This window comes from Burkholderia sp. Ac-20365 (genome assembly GCF_017104715.1).
Lineage (GTDB): Bacteria > Pseudomonadota > Gammaproteobacteria > Burkholderiales > Burkholderiaceae > Paraburkholderia.
Genome location: NZ_JAAGPI010000002.1, coordinates 426,576 through 443,337 on the forward strand (window position 1 = coordinate 426,576; position 16,762 = coordinate 443,337).

Sequence of the window (16,762 nt, forward strand, 5' to 3'; positions counted from 1 at the left end):
ACCGACGGAACAGTCGATTGCCTGCGATGTAGGCCAAGAAGGAAATAGCCGGTAGATACGAATACCCGAAGTCTTTGGGCGTGCGAGGTGGCCTCTAGCGATTTTTCGAAAGTTTCGGTTTTTGAGGAATCGAGGGCGTCAATCTGGCCGCAGAGGCTTGTCTGTGGCGGGATTCGGATAGAAGTTTCGCTTACTTACAGAACAGAACCATTCTAACCTTGCAGCACCGACGGCGCGTCGAACCTCAACGCACCGAGAGAACATGAAAACACCCCGCCATCGAGCGGGGTGTTTTTTTATGCGCGGTCGTGCCGCAGCCGAAGCGTGCTGTGAGAGCTATCCGGTCAAGCCACGCCTCCATTAGCACGAAGAATCTGACCGTTCACCCACGCCCCATCGCGCCCCGCGAGAAACGCAACCACGGAAGCAATATCCTCCGGCTGCCCAAGGCGTTGCAGCGGCGGCAGCTTTGCAAACGTCTGGATCTGCTCTTCCGTCTTGCCGTCGAGGAACAACGAAGTCGCCACCGGTCCGGGCGCCACCGCGTTGACCGTGATATTGCGCCCACGCAGTTCCTTGGCGAACACATGCGTGAACGATTCGACGGCGGCCTTCGTCGCGTTGTAGACCGAGTAACCAGGCATATTCAGCGCGAGCGTCGTGCTCGAGAAATTGACGATGCGCCCGCCATCGTTCATCCGCGTCGCCGCTTCGCGCAGCGTGTTGAAGGTGCCGCGCACGTTGATATCGAAAGCCTGCGCGAAGTACGCGTCGCTGGTTTCCGCGAGCGGCACAGTCTTCAGAATGCCCGCGTTATTGACGAGCACGTCGACCTTGCCGAACTGCTGCTCCGTCGTGTCGAACATGCGGCGCACGTCGTCGGCATTCGACACGTCCGCTTTCACCGCAATCGCTGCCGCGCCTTGCTCCTTCAGCTCGGACACGAGCGCGTCCGCTTCCTTCGAACTCGCCGCGTAGTTCACGACGACCGCAAAGCCGTCGCTGGCGAGCCGCCGTGCGATCGCTGCGCCGATGCCGCGCGACGCACCCGTGACGATAGCGACCTGGGCGTTCTTGACGTTGTTCATGATCCGGTTCCTTGAAGTGGTGAGTTGGTGAGAAGGATGATCGGATATTCCGTCGCAGAGATAATCGGGCGAGAGTTGGTATCATCATTCCATTCACTTCAACAATGTCGCCATGGACCGTTTTCAGGAAATGCAGGTATTCGTCCGGATCGCCGAGCGGCAGAGCTTCACACGCGCCGCCGACGATCTGCAGATTCCACGCGCCACCGTCACGAACCTGATGAAGCGGATGGAGCAGCGGCTCGGCGCGCGCCTGCTCGAACGCACGACGCGCACCGTGCGCCTCACGCACGACGGCGAAGCGTATTACCGGCGCTGCGTGCGTCTGCTCGCGGACATGGAAGAAGCCGAAGGCTCGTTCCACGATGCCGCGCCGAAAGGCCTGCTGCGGGTGAACCTGCAAGGCACGCTTGCGCGGCACTTCATCGTGCCCGCGCTGCCGGAATTCCTCGCGCGTTATCCGGGCATCGAGCTGCATATCGGCGAGGACGACCGGCTGGTCGATCTGGTGCGCGAGGGGATCGATTGCGTGCTGCGCGCGGGCAATCTGCAGGATTCGTCGATGGTCGGGCGGCGCGTCGCGCGGCTCGAGCAGGTGACGGTTGCGAGCCCGGCGTATCTGGAGCGCTTCGGCTTGCCGCGCGATCTTGCCGCGCTCGACACGCATCGCGCCGTCAACTACATGTCGAGCGCGACGGGCAACGCGCTACCGCTCGAATTCACCGTCGATGAACGCATCGTCGAGGTGAACCTGCAGGCGGTCGTGTCCGTCACCGGCACCGACCTTTATACGGGCTCGGCCGTCGCCGGACTCGGTCTCGTGCAAGTGCCGCGCTATCGCGTGCAGAACGAACTCGCCGCGGGCAGTCTCGTCGTTGTATTGCCGCAGTTTCCGCCGCCGCCGATGCCCGTCACCGTGCTCCATCCGCAAAGCCGCCAGTTGTCGTCGCGTGTGCGGGTGTTCGCTCAATGGCTGCGCGATATCTTCGATGCCGCAGGCGGGCTGAAGATCGGCTAATGCACCACGCTATTTCACGCGATCGAGATGCGCGAGCGCATCCCGCATCGGCTGGCTGGACGAAATGATGGGGCCCGTCAGCGGCGTATCGAGATCGACGATCACGTACACCGCCGATGCAATCGACACCGCGCCCAGCATGATCATCACGAGGGCCAGCGCATTGCGCGGCGCGACGATGCCAAAGCATAGAAAGATGATCATCAGCCAGAAGGTGAGCGTGGTGAGAAACGGCTTCGAGATCGAGCTGTGCGCTTCTTCGATCAGCGTCCAGCGGGCCTGGATCACGCGCTCGAAACGCGCGATGCATTCGGCCTGCGTGTGCTGCTGATAGCTGTTGGCGGGCTGCAGCTTGCGCACTGCGACAAGCGCATCATTCAGCATATCGCCGAGACCGATGTCTTCGAGCTTGTCGTGATCCAGATCGGTCTTGAACCTTGGGTAGTTGCCCGCTGGCGGATTCTCTCCCGGCCACGTCGCGGCGATTGCCGCAGCCGTGTACTCGCGCAGCAAGGTCCGCGGGTATTGCGCTTCAGGCCCATATTGACGCAGCGCCACGTCGAGCTGGACCAGCGCGGCGGCATAAGAGCGAAAGTCGTTGCCGACCGTATCGAAGCTGCTTTTCGCCGATGCCGTGAGCAGCCCCAGCACCAGCGCCGCGAACGTGACGAGCATCGTCATCACGAGCTGGATGAGTTGCAGCGTCTCGTGCCTGCGATGCTCCTCCGGCAGATACGGCTTGCCGAAAAAGCCGATGCCCGTCCCCGCCAGAAGCAGGACGAACACCACGAGCGCTGACAGGGTCTCTTGCATGAGCGTGGTCCGCGTAGCCGTCGCATCGTTAATGTCCAATAACTTGGCGGCGCGGGCAAGTCTGCGCCCAAACTGTTAAATCAGTGGCATCAAACCCAAATAGCGAGAAGAAAGATTCGGCAAGCTGCACATGTCTATGCGCGAGATCAAATTCACGCACGTTTCGACCGAAAGCAGGCCGACAGGCCATAAAGTTTTCGGCGAATCAGCCGTAACTGAAAACGTGGTGCGTTTGCTTAATATTTAATCGAGTTGCGGACCTTGCCTATGGGCCTGGGCGCAGCAAGCCTGCTGTGGAATGGAGAGATTCCCGCCAGGTGGCCATAGGAGACACGCTTCATGCTGAAAGGTCTTTCGATTCGCGCATACCTCACGTTAATGGTCGTGCTGTTCGGCATCGTATTGCTGATCGGCGCGGCGGCGGGGCTGTTATCGCTGCGTGAAAGCAATGCGTCGTTGCAACAGATGTACACCGTCGATACGCCCGCCGTGGCGGATCTCGAAGGCAGCGCCGGCCAGTTGTTGCGCCTGCGTCTCGCACTGGCGACGTATTCGTCGCTGATCGAACTGAACGATCAGGAAGGCGCGGACGCCGTGCTCAAGCGTTTCGATACGTATCTGAAGGTGTCGAACGAACGCATCGCGCATTTCATCGGCAAGGCCAGTAACGACGCCGACGAGCAGCGCCTCATCAAGGACATGCAGGACAAGCGCGACACGTTCCTGCACGAAGGCGTCGAGCCCGCGCTCGCGGCGCTCAAGTCCGGCGACAAGGCCGCGTTCCAGCAGCTTCAGGCGCACAAACTCTCGCCGCTCTATAGCGCCTATGAGAAGGCGATGCTGACACTCGAAAAACTGCAACTGGATCACGCCGAGCAGCGCTATCAGGACGCGCAGCAACTGTTCTATACGATCAGCGTTGGTGTCGCGATCGGCATGGCCGCCACGCTGATTTTCGCGTGGCTCGGCCGCATGCTGATGATTCGCGCCATCGTGCATCCCGTCGATGCCACCATCGAACAGTTCCAGCGCATCGCGAACGGCGATCTGACGAGCCGCATCGACAACGTCAGCGACAACGAAATGGGCCGTCTCGCGGCAGCGCTGCGCAAGATGCAGGACTCGCTGATCGCGACGGTGAATACGGTGCGCCACGGCACCGATTCGATCGATACGGGTGTGAGCGAAATCGCCGCGGGCAACACGAACCTGTCGCAGCGTACGGAAGAGCAGGCGGCGTCGCTCGAAGAGACGGCGGCGAGCATCGAAGAGCTGACGTCGACCGTCAAGCAGACAGCCGACAACGCGAAGCAGGCGAGTTCGCTCGCGCAGGGTGCATCGACGCTTGCGGCGCAAGGCGGCGATCTCACGCAACAGGTGGTCGGCACGATGCAGGCGATCGTCGACGATTCGCGACGTATCGCGGATATCGTTGGTGTGATCGAAGGTATCGCGTTCCAGACCAACATTCTCGCGTTGAACGCTGCCGTCGAGGCGGCACGCGCAGGCGAACAGGGTCGCGGTTTTGCGGTGGTCGCGAGCGAAGTGCGCTCGCTGGCACAGCGTAGCGCGGCAGCGGCGAAGGAGATCAAAGGTCTGATCGGCGAATCGAACGAACGCGTGACTGCAGGCGCGGATCTCGTGCAGCGTTCGGGTTCGACGATGACGGAAATCGTCGATGCCATCGCACGTGTCAGCGCGATCATGAGCGAGATCGCCGAGGCGGCGACCGAGCAGAGCACGGGCATCGATCAGGTGAATCTGGCCGTCGCGCAGATGGATGAGGTGACGCAGCAGAACGCGGCGCTCGTCGAGCAGGCAGCGGCAGCGGCCAGCTCGCTAGAAGAGCAGGCGCGCCGGTTGACGGAAGCCGTGTCCGTGTTCAAGACGGATAGCGGGCAGGGTTCGTCGCGTGGCGTGGCTCGCCGTACCGTTGCGTCGAAGCAGGACATTGCGATGCGGATGGAGGCGGCGGAAGCGGTCTGACCGGTCGCGGTAGGAAACAGAACGGCGGTGCAAGCATGCGTGCTTGCACCGCCGTTTGTCTTGTTGCGTAGCGTTTTAAGGCTGCCGCTGCGCGTAATACTTCGCGACGCCGTCGATTTCCTCCGGCGTCATGTTGCGCGCTACGTTACGCATCTGCTCGTTGATATCGTTGCGCCGCTCGCCATTCGCAAACGCGCGCAACTGCGCCGCCATATACACCGATGACTGTCCGCCCAGCCATGGCGCGGCGCCCTTGCGATCACGGTCGCCATGACAGGCCGCGCATGGCGCGATGTTGCGCATCGGCGAGCCTTCGTTGACGAACTTGCGGATCGTCGCATCTTCGGTCGTCGCCTGTTCGACGGCGGCCGGACGCGGCAGCGTCGAGTAGTAGTTTGCGAGATCGTGCAGATCGCGGTCGTTCAGCCGCGCGATGATGGGCGGCATGATCGAGTTCACGCGCTGTCCGCTCTGATAGTCGCGCAACTGCTTGTAGACCACATCCGCGTATTGCCCTGCGAGCACGGGCGCCGTGACCTGAATCACGCTCTCGACGCCGTGACACATCGAGCAGTTCTGTGCGAGCGTCGCGCCGCGTCCAATCGATTCGGCGCTCGGACGCGTGCGTCCCCATGGCGGCAGAGGCGGCAGCACGAGCACGTTGCTCGGCGCCGGGCCGGCGATGTTGTCGCTTTGCGTGAACCATGTCGACGGTGCGCCCGCGGCGCTGCATATCGTCGCCCAGAGTCCGCGCTGCGCGAAGTCGGGATGTTTCGACGGCAGCCAGACAAAGCCGATCAGCGCCGCCACGATGAAGGTCACAATCACGCCGCCGACGCTCGACGTGAACCACCGGTTGCTGAGGCTGAAGACGCGTTCGTCGCTCATGACCGCGCTCCTACCGATACGGCTGGCACGGACGTCTGCTGCAAGCCGAGCAGTTGCGCGATCGGCACGCTGTAGTTGACGACCGTCAGCCCGATCATCAGCGCGACCCACAGCCCGAAGCTGTTCAACGCAGCCGGCACGCGCTCGACGGGATGCACGGGCGCGCTGAAGCGGAACTGCTTCGGCTGCTCGATCGTGCCGAACTGCGCCTTCGCGAGAATGTAGAGAAACAGCAGGCCGGAGATCACGAGAATCAGCCCGCCGAAGGCCGATATGGCGACCCAAATCGCTTGCGGCGCGATCGCGGGGTTGCTGTAGTCGTAGTACGCCATGCGTCGCGGCGCGCCCAGCAGGCCGACGTAATGCCACGGCAGCGTCACGACCATCATGCCGATGAACCACAGCCACAGCTGCCAGCGGATCAGACTCAGCGAGCCGATCGCGCGCCCCGTGAGTTGCGGCCACAGTTCATACGCGATCGCGAAGTACATGATGACGATCGCGCCGCCGAAGATCAGATGGAAGTGCCCCGTGACCCACTGCGTGTTGTGCACCGTTTCGTTGAGCTGATAGCTCATGTTGATGAGCCCGCCCGCGCCACCGAAGCCGAGCATGATGAACGAGAACGCGATCACGAGCATCATCGGGTTGTCCCACGGCAGCGCCTTCAGCCAGCCGAACGCGCCTTTGCCGCCGCGCAGCCGCCCGGCAATTTCCACCGATGCGCAGATCGTGAACACGGTAAGCAGCGTTGGTACCGACACCATGCCCGTGAACACCGCGTGCACGAACTTGAAGCCCGCGCCGACCTGCGGATCGGCGAACAGATGGTGAATGCCGATTGGCATCGCGAACACGAGGAACAGGATGAACGACACGCGCGCCATCGAATCGCTATACAGCCTGCCGCCGATCGCGCGCGGCACCAGCGTGTAGTACGCGATATACGACGGCACCAGCCAGAAATAGACGATCGCGTGCAGTGTCCATGAGAACAGCACGCGCGCGAGGCCGGCGTCGATCGTGTCTTTCAGACCGAGCGCGACGGGCAGAATCTGGAACAGGATCTCGAGCGCCGCGCCCACGGCCGTCCATGCCCACAGATACGCGCCTGCCACGTTCGCATACATCGCGAGCGGCACGGGCTTGCCGGGATTCGCGCGTTTCCAGACGTGCAGATTGATGCCCATCAGCGCGACCCAGATCCACGAGCCGACCACCACCAGCACCACGCCGAGGTAATAGAACGGGCTGCCGATCATCGGCGGATAGAAGGTGAAGAGCACGGACGCCTGGCCCGCCGCGACGGGCACCATCGCCATGATTGCGCCGATCACGAGCAGGATGAACGCGCCCCACGCCCACTTCAGACCGACCAGCGCCTGTTGCAGCGCCAGTTCGACGATCGCGTAGCCGAAGCCCATCGCCACCAGCGTCGGCAGCACGTAGGCCATCACGGTGCCGTGCGCCGTCACCGAGCGGTAGTACAGCTCCGGTTCGCCGATCCACGGATGCAGCGGACTGCGCACGAGCATCTGCCATGCGCCCAGCAGCAGCGCGATTCCGAACGCGATGAACGCGAGCCAGAAATGCGCGAGAACGAGTCGCTTAGCGTGAAACACAGCTGAGCCTCCGTTGTTGTTTTGCCTGTTCGAAGAAGGCATCTCTGTCGATGACCTTCACGTGCGCCCACATCGTCTGATGGCCGAAGCCGCAGAACTCGTGGCAGGGCATCAGGTGATCGGCGGGTTTGTCGAAGGAGGACGAAAACGTTGCGACATAGCCGGGCACGACCATCGTGTTGATGTTCGTGTCCGTGACGAGCAGGCCATGCACGACGTCGGCGCTCGTCGTGCGGAACGTGATGTCGGTGCCCGCGGGCACCAGCAGGCATTGCGGCGTGAACGAATACTGCTGCGCGATGAAACGCACTACCACTTTGCCGTCGGGATCGACGCCCGTGCCCAGATTGCTTTCGACGAATTCACCCGACATCTGCAACCGCGACGGGTCGATGGTTTCGACGCGCGACGGCGGCATCATCGCGTAATGAAGCCCCGAGTACACGACGACCACCAGCATGAACAGGACGATCGCGATGACGAAGTAAGCCCAGCGCTTTTCCGAGCGCTCGGCGATGTCGTGTCCGTTATCGGGCGAGTGAGAAGGTTGGGTCGACATGATCAGTGAATGGCGCCACGCGGCAGAAACACGAGAAAGTAGAAGCCGATCCAGATCGCCAGCACCACCACGGCCGCCACGCCCGCGACCGCGATCGCGCCGTGCGGACCTTGCGCGACGATGCGTTGGACTTCGTCGTCCGAAGCGTTGCCGGAATGGTCGCCGGAGTGAACGTTAGGGTCCATCTGCCATATCTCCGAGGACAGGGTTATGCGAGTGTTCAGTGCTAATGCAGCGGCGCCTTGCGCAGTTCATTGACCTGCTTCGCCGTCACGGGCTTTCCGTGATTGCCCCACGCAGTGCGGATATACGTGACGACGGCGGCGAGATCGGTGTCGTTCAGTTCCTGCGCGAACGGCGGCATGCCATATGGTTCGGGATTGCGTCGCGTGCCGGGCGGAAAGCCGCCGTTGAGCACGATGCGGATCGGGTTGACGGCCGAATCCATTTCGATCGACTGGTTGTGCGCGAGCGGCGGATAGTGCTGCAGTTTGCCTTCGCCATGTTCGCCGTGACACATCGCGCATTTCGCCATGTAGATGCGCTGGCCGTTCTCGAACACGGCCGGCTTCACGGTCGCCGACGGACCCGTCTTGCGGCCGGGATCGTTGTCGGGCAGCGTCTTCAGATAGACGGCCATCGCCTTGACGTCGTCGTCGGTCATGTATTGCAGGCTGTGATACGTGACTTCGGCCATCGGGCCATACACGGCGCCGCGATCCGAGATACCCGCCTGCAGCAGGTCGACGATGTCCTTGATGCTCCAGTCGCCCAGACCGCCGTCCTTGTCGGATGTGAGCGACGGCGCGTACCAGTTCTGCACGGGAATCAGACCGCCCGCGAACTGCTCGCTCTTCGACGAGCCGCCGAGCAGATTGATCTTCGTGTGACACATCGTGCAGTGACCGAGCCCGTCGACGAGATACGCGCCGCGATTCCATTCGACCGAGCGGCTCGGGTTCGGCTGGAACTCGCCTTCGCGGAAATACAGCGAACGCCAGCCGAGCAGCAGCTCGCGCTGATTGAACGGGAAGCGCAACTCGTGCTTGCGGTTCGGCAGATGCACGGGCTCGACAGACTTCAGATACGCGAAGATCGCGTCGGAGTCCTCACGCGTGACTTTCGTGTAATTCGCAATCGGCATGGCTGGGTAAATCAGCTTGCCGTCGGGGCTCTTGCCCGTGCGCATCATCTTGAAGAAGTCTTCGGCTGACCATTTGCCGATGCCGTAGTCGTTATCGGGGCTGATGTTCGGCGTGAAGAGCGTGCCGAACGGCGTCTCCATCGCAAGGCCGCCGCCGAATGTCTTGCCGCGCGGTGCGGTGTGGCACGCGACGCAGTCGCCCGCGCGCGCAAGGTACTCGCCGCGCCTGACGATCTCGGGACGCGTGTCGGGGCCGGCAGGTGCGGCTGTTTCGGCTGCGTGCGTATCGGCGATGAATGGCGAGTGCGGCGCAAGCGCAACGAACGCGAACGTAGCGCCCATTGCAAACGACAACGTCATACGCCGTGCGTAACGCCCTGCACGTTGCATGTGAAGCACGGAGCTAAACGAGAGAGTCTTCATTCCGGTTGGCTCCCACATGCGAGCGGCAGCTTGCCGGGCAAGCGCGGCACAGGGCGCGGATCGGCGGGACGCGGCTGGCGCGCGAGCCAGCTCGATACAGCGGTGATGTCCTTGTCGCTGAGCTTCACGGCGATGCTATGCATGCAGTCGGGCGCGAGCGCGTGACGCGTACCCGAGCGCCATGTGCCCATCTGTCCGGCGATATAGCTCGCGTGCAGGCCCAGCAGACCCGGAATGCCCGGCTGCTGTCCCGTCAGCCGTTCACCATGACAAGCGGCGCATGCGGGTATGCCGCGCTTCGTGTCGCCCTGCATGACGATCTGCTTGCCGTAATCGAGCGTCGCTTGCGGCAGCGGATTGGTGTCGGGGTTCGGATACGGCGGCTGCAGGTCGGCGAAGTACTGGCTGATCTTGCGCAGATACTCGTCGGGCAGGAACGCGAGCAGATAGCCCATCGGCGGATAGGTGCGGCCGCCGTCGCGGAATGCCGTCAGCTGGTTGAACAGATACTCGGCGGGCTTGCCGGCGATACGCGGAAAGTAATCGTTGTTGCGCCCCTGACCCTGCACGCCGTGACAGGTCGTGCACGCGTGCATTTTTTCATCCATCGCCGACGGCGCGGGTGCGTCATTCGAAGCGGCGAATGACGGCCGCGCGTGGAGCGCGCAGAGGACGCAAAACAGCAACAGGATCGAATCGCCGACGGTTCTGCGATGCACGACGGGCCTCGTAGTAGGGAGAGAGTTTCTAGTATCGTTCTGTCAAACCCTGAGCGAGATGCGCACGGCGCTCGTCGCTCCTGTTTTTCTACCGCGGCCGCACAGGCGACCTGTGACATGCGAATGACGGTTGCTGTTAGATCGCAAAGATCGCAATGCGCGGCGTCGACAGTCTAGTCAAGACCACAAAGGCATGCAGATGAGGGTACGAATGACGCGCGCACTTGTTCAGCGCCTGCCGGCGATTCGGCAGACGCTTCGACACAGTAAGGCTTCAGGATGACGATGGCGTTGCAAACATCATAGGAGGCAATTGGTCGCGTTTCAACGCGGGCAACCCCTCTTGCAGTGATTGTCGTGTCAACTAAGTACTTTTGCAGATACTGCAATGACGCTTACGCGAGCAGACGCATGAATGCATCGCGCGCATGCGTGACGTGCGCGCTCTCGCCAGCACGTCCGGGCAGCAGGTGAAACTCGACCGCGGGTAGCTGCGGCAGGCCGGTTGTCGGCGGACACGGCACCATGCCCGAGCCGATCGACGATTCGTTCAGACATGAAATGCCGAGTCCCGCCTTCAGCGCCAGTTGCAGACCCGCCATGCCCGACGCCGAGTGCGACACGAGATACTGCACATTGCTTTCATCGAGCAGGCGGACCACGAAGCGCTGCAACTGACAGGTCGACGGCAACAGTACGAGATGAAACGGCGCGGCGACGTGCCGCAGATCGACATCGGCGGACATCGCCCATACCAGCTTCTCGCGACGCACCACCGTGCTCGCCGCATCCGGTCTGTTCGATGTCGCACGCTTCGCGCCGGGCGCGACGATGCGCAGCGACAGGCCGATGTCGAAGGTCGAGTCGTCCTCGACGCTGCTGTCGATCACCGCGCTCGGCAGCACGGTCACATGCAGGCGCAACCGCGGGTGCTGCTCCGAAAATATCTTCAGCACACGCGCGACGTCGTGCGGCCGGTAGTAGTCGGTGATCGCGATACGTAATTCGCCGTCGAGCGAACGCCCTTGCAGGTCTTCGAACGCTGCTTCGCTCATGGCCAGAATGCGGCGCGCATGATCGAGCAGCTTCGCGCCCGCCGGCGTCGCGGTGACGCCCAGCTTGCCGCGCAGGAACAGCGGCTGCCCCGCGCGTTCCTCGAGCTTCTTCAACTGCTCGCTCGCCGACGACTGCGACAGGAACACGCGTTCCGCACCCGCCGACACGCTGCCGGCTTCCGCGACGGCAACGAAGGTCCGTAACTGGGAAAGGTCGAACGCACGCTGGTTCATGTTTCGGATTCTCCGATGGTTTGCATCATATTTTCCCGCTTTTCCGATTGATCGTCCAATCCTACGATAGCCGTCAACCGAGTTATCCGGAGGTCGATCGTGGGAAAGGGTTTTCAGGCAGCGGGCGTAGCGAGTGGCGTGAGCGGCAATCATCGGTGGAAGGTGCTGGGCGTCGGCTTCGCGGCGAACGCGAGTTTCTCGGCGGCGTTCTCCGGCATTCCGACCACGGCGATCTTTCTGCGCCATGGTTATCACATCGGAAACGGCGGGCTTGGCCTCGTGCTCGGCATGCTGGGGCTCGGTATCGCCGTCAGCGAACTGCCGTGGGGCGTGCTCACCGACCGTTGGGGCGACCGGCGCGTGCTGCTGCTCGGCCTGCTGTCGACGGCGGCCGCGCTCGCCGTGATGGCGGCTTTCGTCGTTCCGCATGGTGACAACGCGCCGGGCATCGTGCCGCTCGCGCTGGGACTGCTTGGCGTCGGCTTGCTTGGCGGCAGCGTCAACGGATCGAGCGGACGCGCGGTGATGGCCTGGTTTCGCGAGGGCGAGCGCGGCCTCGCGATGAGCATCCGGCAGACGGCCGTGCCTGCGGGCGGCGGCCTGGGCGCGCTGGCGCTGCCGTCGCTCGCCGCGCATTTCGGCTTCGTGGCCGTGTACGGCGTGCTCGCGGCGTTGTGCGTGGCGACGGCGTGGTTCGCCTGGCGCTGGCTGCATGAGCCGCCTGTCGTCGTGTCGGCCGGCAGGAACGCGACGGACGGCCATGAGCACGCGGCACTGGCGCCCGAGTCCGCATCGCCTCTGCGCGACGTGGGTGTGTGGCGCGTTGCGCTGGGCATCGGTGTGCTGTGCGTGCCGCAACTCGCGGTCGTGACGTTTGCGACGGTCTTTCTGCATGACTTCGGCCATGCCGGTGTGTTCGAAATCAGCGCAACGATGGCGGCCGTGCAGACGGGTGCCGCTGTCGCGCGCGTCTGGAGCGGGCGATGGACGGACCGGCGCGGCAACCGGCGTCAGTACATGCGCGCCTGCAGCGTGCTGACGGCGCTGCTGTTCGCGGCGCTCGCGCTGATCGCGGCGGGTACGGGTGGCGCGCATGGCGTGATCACGCTCGTGATCGCGACGATGGTTGTGCTCGGCGGCGTGAGCGCGTCCGCATGGCACGGCGTCGCCTACACGGAACTCGCAACGCTAGCGGGGACGCGCCGCGCCGGCACCGCGCTCGCGATGGGCAACACATGTGCGTTCATGACGCTGTTCGTGACGCCGCTCGCGATTCCGCCGCTGCTGGCGGCCACTTCGTGGCCGGCCGTGTGGGCGATCGCGAGCCTGTGCGCGCTGCTCGCGCTACCCGTATTTCCGAAGCCTCTGCGCACGACGCGCTATGCGTCGCGAGCCAGAGCGTAATCGCGTAGTCACATTGTTGCGTGTCCCAATGGGCGTTCGGTCTTGAACCGGACGCCTTTTTTATTTCGACGGAGTTTTTTGAGGTGAGCGTTAATTCAGAAAAACAGGAGTTCGACGGGGTGTGTCCGATTTTTCGTGCTTGGATGTAGGAGGTATTTTAGAAATTCATTTTATGAGTTTCGCTTGTTAAGGATGTTTCTTTATTGAGAGTATATTGTTCGGGCGTTAGCCTTTGAGGTGTGCCGAATTTATCTTTGCTTTAACGAGTGGCGCCCATTTTTGCGAGGATGGTCGTAGTAGGGCCGCTGTGTTTAGGCGTTCTCCCCGCCCGCTTCTTCTTGTCCCAACGAGTCATTCGAAATTTCTGAATTGATGTGGCGAAAAGTGATTAATTGATAAATCACTGAAAACGTCGAAATTTGGTAATGGAGCAATGAAACTCATGAAACATCTTTGAATCGGACACCTGATTCGGAACTCTCTGATATTCGGTCTTTGCTGCGAATGTTTTGATTGAGCTTGTCGGAACGCGATTCGTTATATGTCGCGGGCGGTGTTGTAAATCGAGCTTGTTTCGACCTTTCTTTCAAATGGGTGTTTCGACATCGACGAACACAAACCAAACCACGGGGCGGCGACATTGAACCTTCGAATCATGCTGGCAGACGATCATCCGTTTGTTCTGCTCGGTATCCGGGCCACGCTCGTGGCGCACGGAGGATTCACGATCGTCGGCGAGGCGACTGGCCCGTCGTCTCTGGTACGGCTAATGGGCCAGACCTCATGCGATGTGCTCGTCACAGACCTGACCATGCCGGGCGCGGCGGGTGACGTCGACGACGGCTTGCGGCTGATCCGACGCATCCGGGGTGGCTGGCCCGACGTGCGCATCGTCGTGCTGACCAGCCTGACCAACGCGGCCATTCTGCGCTCCATCATGTCCGACGGCGTGATCGGCATGCTCAACAAAAGCGAATCCATGGACGAACTGGCCGCAGCCATTCGCGCAGCAGGCGCGGGGCGTTCCTACGTCAGCCAGTCGATCCTGCGCACGCTTGCCGAAGCGAGTGGCGAGCCGCTTGGCATGTCGCCCATGCGCAACTTGTCGCCGCGTCAGCGGGAGGTCATCGACATGTTCGTACGTGGCAAGTCAATTTCCGAAATCGCCCGTGACCTCGGGCGGGACGTCCGCACGGTCAGTCGCCAGAAACGCGATGCGATGGCAAAGATGGGGGTGAGTAACGATCCCGGGCTTTTCGCCTATGTGCGGGCGTACGGACTTTCTCAAGGGGTTGAGCAGGAAGCCTAAGCAACTTGATAGATATCGAATCAAATTCGGAGAAGTCTTATGTCTGCAGGCGTTTGAATGGCTGATTCTCGCCGGCTAAGGGCTCGCCGAATCAATACCAAGCTACACAGCACAGGGAGAGACCACGCGTGAATATCAGGAAGGACGTGACATTACCAACCCGCACCATCATCGCCGACGACCATCCGCTCGTTCTGCTCGCGATGGAGAATCTGATGACGGGATTTCCAAATGTCGAGATCGTGGGTAAGGCAACGGATTCATCGGAGCTGTTCGCCGAGGCGCAGCGTGTCAACTGCGAGCTCGTTGTCCTGGATCTCTACATGCCTGGCGGCGCATATGGCGACGGCGTCGAGATGGTCCGGCAGTTCAAGGAGCGTCATCCTGATGTCGTGGTTGTAGTGCTGACCATGGAAGTCGCAGCGGACACATTACAGAAGGTGATCTCGTTGGGCGTCGGCGCTGTCGTCAGCAAACGCGACCGCATCGACCTGATTCACGTCGCGATCATCACCGCGTTGGCCCGCGAGACCTATATTGGTCCAGCCATTCGCACGTTGCTCGCCGACGCGACCTTGTCGCGCCGCATCGACTACGTCAGGCAGGTTCTATCGCGCCGCGAGCTCGAGGTATTGACCCATTACGCGACGGGACGCGGCGTGACCGAAATCGCATTGAGGCTCGGGCGCAGCGTCAAGACAATCAGCGCCCAGAAGTGCACCGCGATGCGCAAGCTGTCGCTGCAGAGCGACGCTGACCTTTTCAGGTTTGCCGTCGAGCATGGTCTGGCGCCTGACGATCAACCAGGCGGAATGCGCGGATCGAACGGAAGAAGTTGACGCGGCGAAGCCTCGAACGTAGCGAATGACCGTCCTCGAGGGGAAAGCGCAGTGCGTTGACGGTCCATTAACAAGAACACGACAACATGGAAGACAAGATTCGCGTCATCGTCGCCGACGATCACGCGTGCGTGCGCGTGGGCGTCAGACATTTGCTGGAACAGATCACGCATCTGACGGTGGTTGGCGAGGCGTCGAACACGCAGGAACTCGCCGAACTACTCGATACAGGGCCGTGTGAGGTCGTGGTGACGGATATCAACATGCCGGGCATCGACGGCGAAAGCAATGCGATCCAGTTTCTGAGACGGCTGCTGCATCACACGCCGCAGTTGCCGGTGGTCGCGCTCACGATGATCCATCGGCCGTCGATTCTGATGGGGCTGCTCCAGCACGGAATTGCGGCTGTCGTCGACAAGCGTGATATCACCGCATCCCTGATTCACGCCATCGACGCCGCGCTGACAGGCCAGGGCTATCTGTCGGATCACTCGCGTGCCGCCATTGCGAGAGCGGGCACACCGCAATCGCGGGCAGGCGTCATGAGCGCCGGCGAATGGAAAGTCTTCACGATGTATGTGAGCGGACTGACGATCGGCCAGATCGCCGTGAAGCTAAACCGCAGCACGAAGACGATCAGCACGCAAAAGCGCAACGCGATGCGCAAGCTCGGGCTCGAAACGGAAGCCGACGTGATCGACTACGCCTGCCAGATTGGTCTTGCGTGAGTGATTTCGGAGTTATCTGATTTTCCGTTTGGGTCGTCACGCCAACAATCTCTTGTTGGACTCCCGGTTCGTGGGGGCGCGGCGGCACGCCATTGATTCGCCATGCAAATCAATCGACACCGGACGCAAAGTGAGCTCCGTCACGAAAACTCGTTTGGACGGAGCCGTTACGGGAGGATGCATGTCAGGGCTTGGAAAGCGGTTGGTCGTCGAAAGTGCTGGCACGGCGTGGCTCGTGTTCGTTGGATGCGGCACTGCTGTGCTCAACGCTGGGGCGCAGGGCAATAGCGTTCTTGCGGTGCCGCTCGCATTCGGCCTGGCGCTGGCAACGGCGACTTACGTGCTGGGGCGCTTTTCTGGCGCGCACTTCAATCCTGCCGTCACCGTCGGTTTCGTGACCGCGCAGCGCTTTCCGGTTCGCGATCTCGCGCCCTATATTGCCGCGCAGGTACTCGGCGCGGTCGCGGGGGCGGCATTGCTCGTGTACATCGCCAGCGGACGCCCCGGTTTCGCACTCGCAGCCAGCGAACTGGGCACAAATGGGTACGGCGATCATTCTCCCTCCGACTATCCGCTTCATTCCGCACTGGCCGTCGAGATCACGATGTCGTTCGCGTTCGTGCTGGCGCGCATGCTGGTGTCCAAGGGCAGATCGGCAAACCTGATCGGGCCGCTCGTCGCCGGCTTGTGGCTGATGCTGAGCTACGTCGTCGCCACGCCTATCACCAACGGATCGTTGAATCCCGCGCGGTCGACCGGGCCGGCTCTGTTCGTCGGCGATTGGGCGCTCGACCAGTTGTGGCTATTCTGGGCGGCTCCACTTGCGGGCGGCGTGCTCGCCGGCTTGCTGCATTCGCGTCTGTTCCGTCATCCGCGTAGTGTCTTCGCGAGCCCGGCCGGCGAGAACCGGCCGGGCGAGTCTGCGTGAGTGGG

16 protein-coding genes are annotated in these 16,762 nt (G+C 62.1%); 7 read left to right on the forward strand and 9 right to left on the reverse strand.

The genetic code is table 11. The features are described from left to right. Positions 1-344: 344 nt before the first annotated feature. Complete coding sequence (locus G3O01_RS05280) at positions 345-1,088, reverse strand: SDR family oxidoreductase (protein ID WP_205803467.1); 744 nt, start codon at positions 1,086-1,088, stop codon at positions 345-347. Between the two features lie 112 nt (positions 1,089-1,200). On the opposite strand from G3O01_RS05280, the gene G3O01_RS05285 reads away from it, so the two are divergent. Further along, a complete protein-coding gene (locus tag G3O01_RS05285; RefSeq protein WP_205803468.1) occupies positions 1,201-2,106 on the forward strand; it encodes a LysR family transcriptional regulator in 906 nt (301 codons plus the stop codon). 9 nt (positions 2,107-2,115) lie between these two features. Here G3O01_RS05285 and G3O01_RS05290 read toward each other — a convergent pair whose 3' ends face one another. Beyond that, a complete protein-coding gene (locus G3O01_RS05290) occupies positions 2,116-2,919 on the reverse strand; it encodes a hypothetical protein (protein WP_205803469.1) in 804 nt (267 codons plus the stop codon). Between the two features lie 339 nt (positions 2,920-3,258). Between G3O01_RS05290 and G3O01_RS05295 the strand changes: the two genes are divergently transcribed. After that, complete coding sequence (locus G3O01_RS05295) at positions 3,259-4,905, forward strand: methyl-accepting chemotaxis protein (RefSeq protein ID WP_205803470.1); 1,647 nt, start codon at positions 3,259-3,261, stop codon at positions 4,903-4,905. Between the two features lie 75 nt (positions 4,906-4,980). On the opposite strand, the gene G3O01_RS05300 is transcribed toward G3O01_RS05295, so the two are convergent. From G3O01_RS05300 to G3O01_RS05330, 7 genes are all read right to left on the reverse strand, one after another. Next, the gene (locus tag G3O01_RS05300; RefSeq protein WP_205803471.1) at positions 4,981-5,793 is read right to left on the reverse strand and encodes a c-type cytochrome; all 813 of its coding nucleotides are present in this window, start codon (positions 5,791-5,793) and stop codon (positions 4,981-4,983) included. Then, entirely contained in the window at positions 5,790-7,415 is a 1,626-nt protein-coding gene (locus G3O01_RS05305) for a b(o/a)3-type cytochrome-c oxidase subunit 1 (RefSeq protein ID WP_205803472.1), read from the reverse strand. Before G3O01_RS05305 ends, G3O01_RS05300 begins: the two co-directional genes overlap by 4 nt. Further along, positions 7,402-7,974: a cytochrome C oxidase subunit II gene (locus G3O01_RS05310; protein ID WP_205803473.1), complete on the reverse strand. Its 573-nt coding sequence runs from the start codon at positions 7,972-7,974 to the stop codon at positions 7,402-7,404. Before G3O01_RS05310 ends, G3O01_RS05305 begins: the two co-directional genes overlap by 14 nt. Positions 7,975-7,976: 2 nt before the next feature. Beyond that, positions 7,977-8,159, reverse strand: a complete 183-nt coding sequence (locus G3O01_RS05315; protein WP_205803474.1) for a hypothetical protein — start codon at positions 8,157-8,159, stop codon at positions 7,977-7,979. Positions 8,160-8,200: 41 nt separating this feature from the next. Then, positions 8,201-9,541 (reverse strand): cytochrome c, encoded by a 1,341-nt coding sequence (locus tag G3O01_RS05320; RefSeq protein ID WP_205803475.1) that lies wholly within the window; start codon positions 9,539-9,541, stop codon positions 8,201-8,203. Then, on the reverse strand, positions 9,538-10,260 hold the full coding sequence (locus G3O01_RS05325; protein WP_205803476.1) for a c-type cytochrome: 723 nt from the start codon (positions 10,258-10,260) through the stop codon (positions 9,538-9,540). The genes G3O01_RS05320 and G3O01_RS05325 overlap by 4 nt, the downstream gene beginning before the upstream one ends. Positions 10,261-10,655: 395 nt before the next feature. Further along, positions 10,656-11,549, reverse strand: coding sequence for a LysR family transcriptional regulator (locus G3O01_RS05330; RefSeq protein ID WP_205803477.1), 894 nt, complete (start codon positions 11,547-11,549; stop codon positions 10,656-10,658). Between the two features lie 99 nt (positions 11,550-11,648). On the opposite strand from G3O01_RS05330, the gene G3O01_RS05335 reads away from it, so the two are divergent. From G3O01_RS05335 to G3O01_RS05355, 5 genes are all read left to right on the forward strand, one after another. Continuing rightward, on the forward strand, positions 11,649-12,953 hold the full coding sequence (locus tag G3O01_RS05335) for an MFS transporter (RefSeq protein WP_346779153.1): 1,305 nt from the start codon (positions 11,649-11,651) through the stop codon (positions 12,951-12,953). A 655-nt stretch (positions 12,954-13,608) separates the two neighbouring features. Further along, positions 13,609-14,262 (forward strand): response regulator transcription factor, encoded by a 654-nt coding sequence (locus G3O01_RS05340; protein WP_205803478.1) that lies wholly within the window; start codon positions 13,609-13,611, stop codon positions 14,260-14,262. A gap of 128 nt (positions 14,263-14,390) precedes the next feature. After that, the gene (locus G3O01_RS05345; protein WP_205803479.1) at positions 14,391-15,101 is read left to right on the forward strand and encodes a response regulator transcription factor; all 711 of its coding nucleotides are present in this window, start codon (positions 14,391-14,393) and stop codon (positions 15,099-15,101) included. 86 nt (positions 15,102-15,187) lie between these two features. After that, positions 15,188-15,829: a response regulator transcription factor gene (locus G3O01_RS05350; protein ID WP_205803480.1), complete on the forward strand. Its 642-nt coding sequence runs from the start codon at positions 15,188-15,190 to the stop codon at positions 15,827-15,829. A 181-nt stretch (positions 15,830-16,010) separates the two neighbouring features. Continuing rightward, complete coding sequence (locus G3O01_RS05355; protein ID WP_205803481.1) at positions 16,011-16,757, forward strand: aquaporin; 747 nt, start codon at positions 16,011-16,013, stop codon at positions 16,755-16,757. Positions 16,758-16,762: the final 5 nt, after the last annotated feature.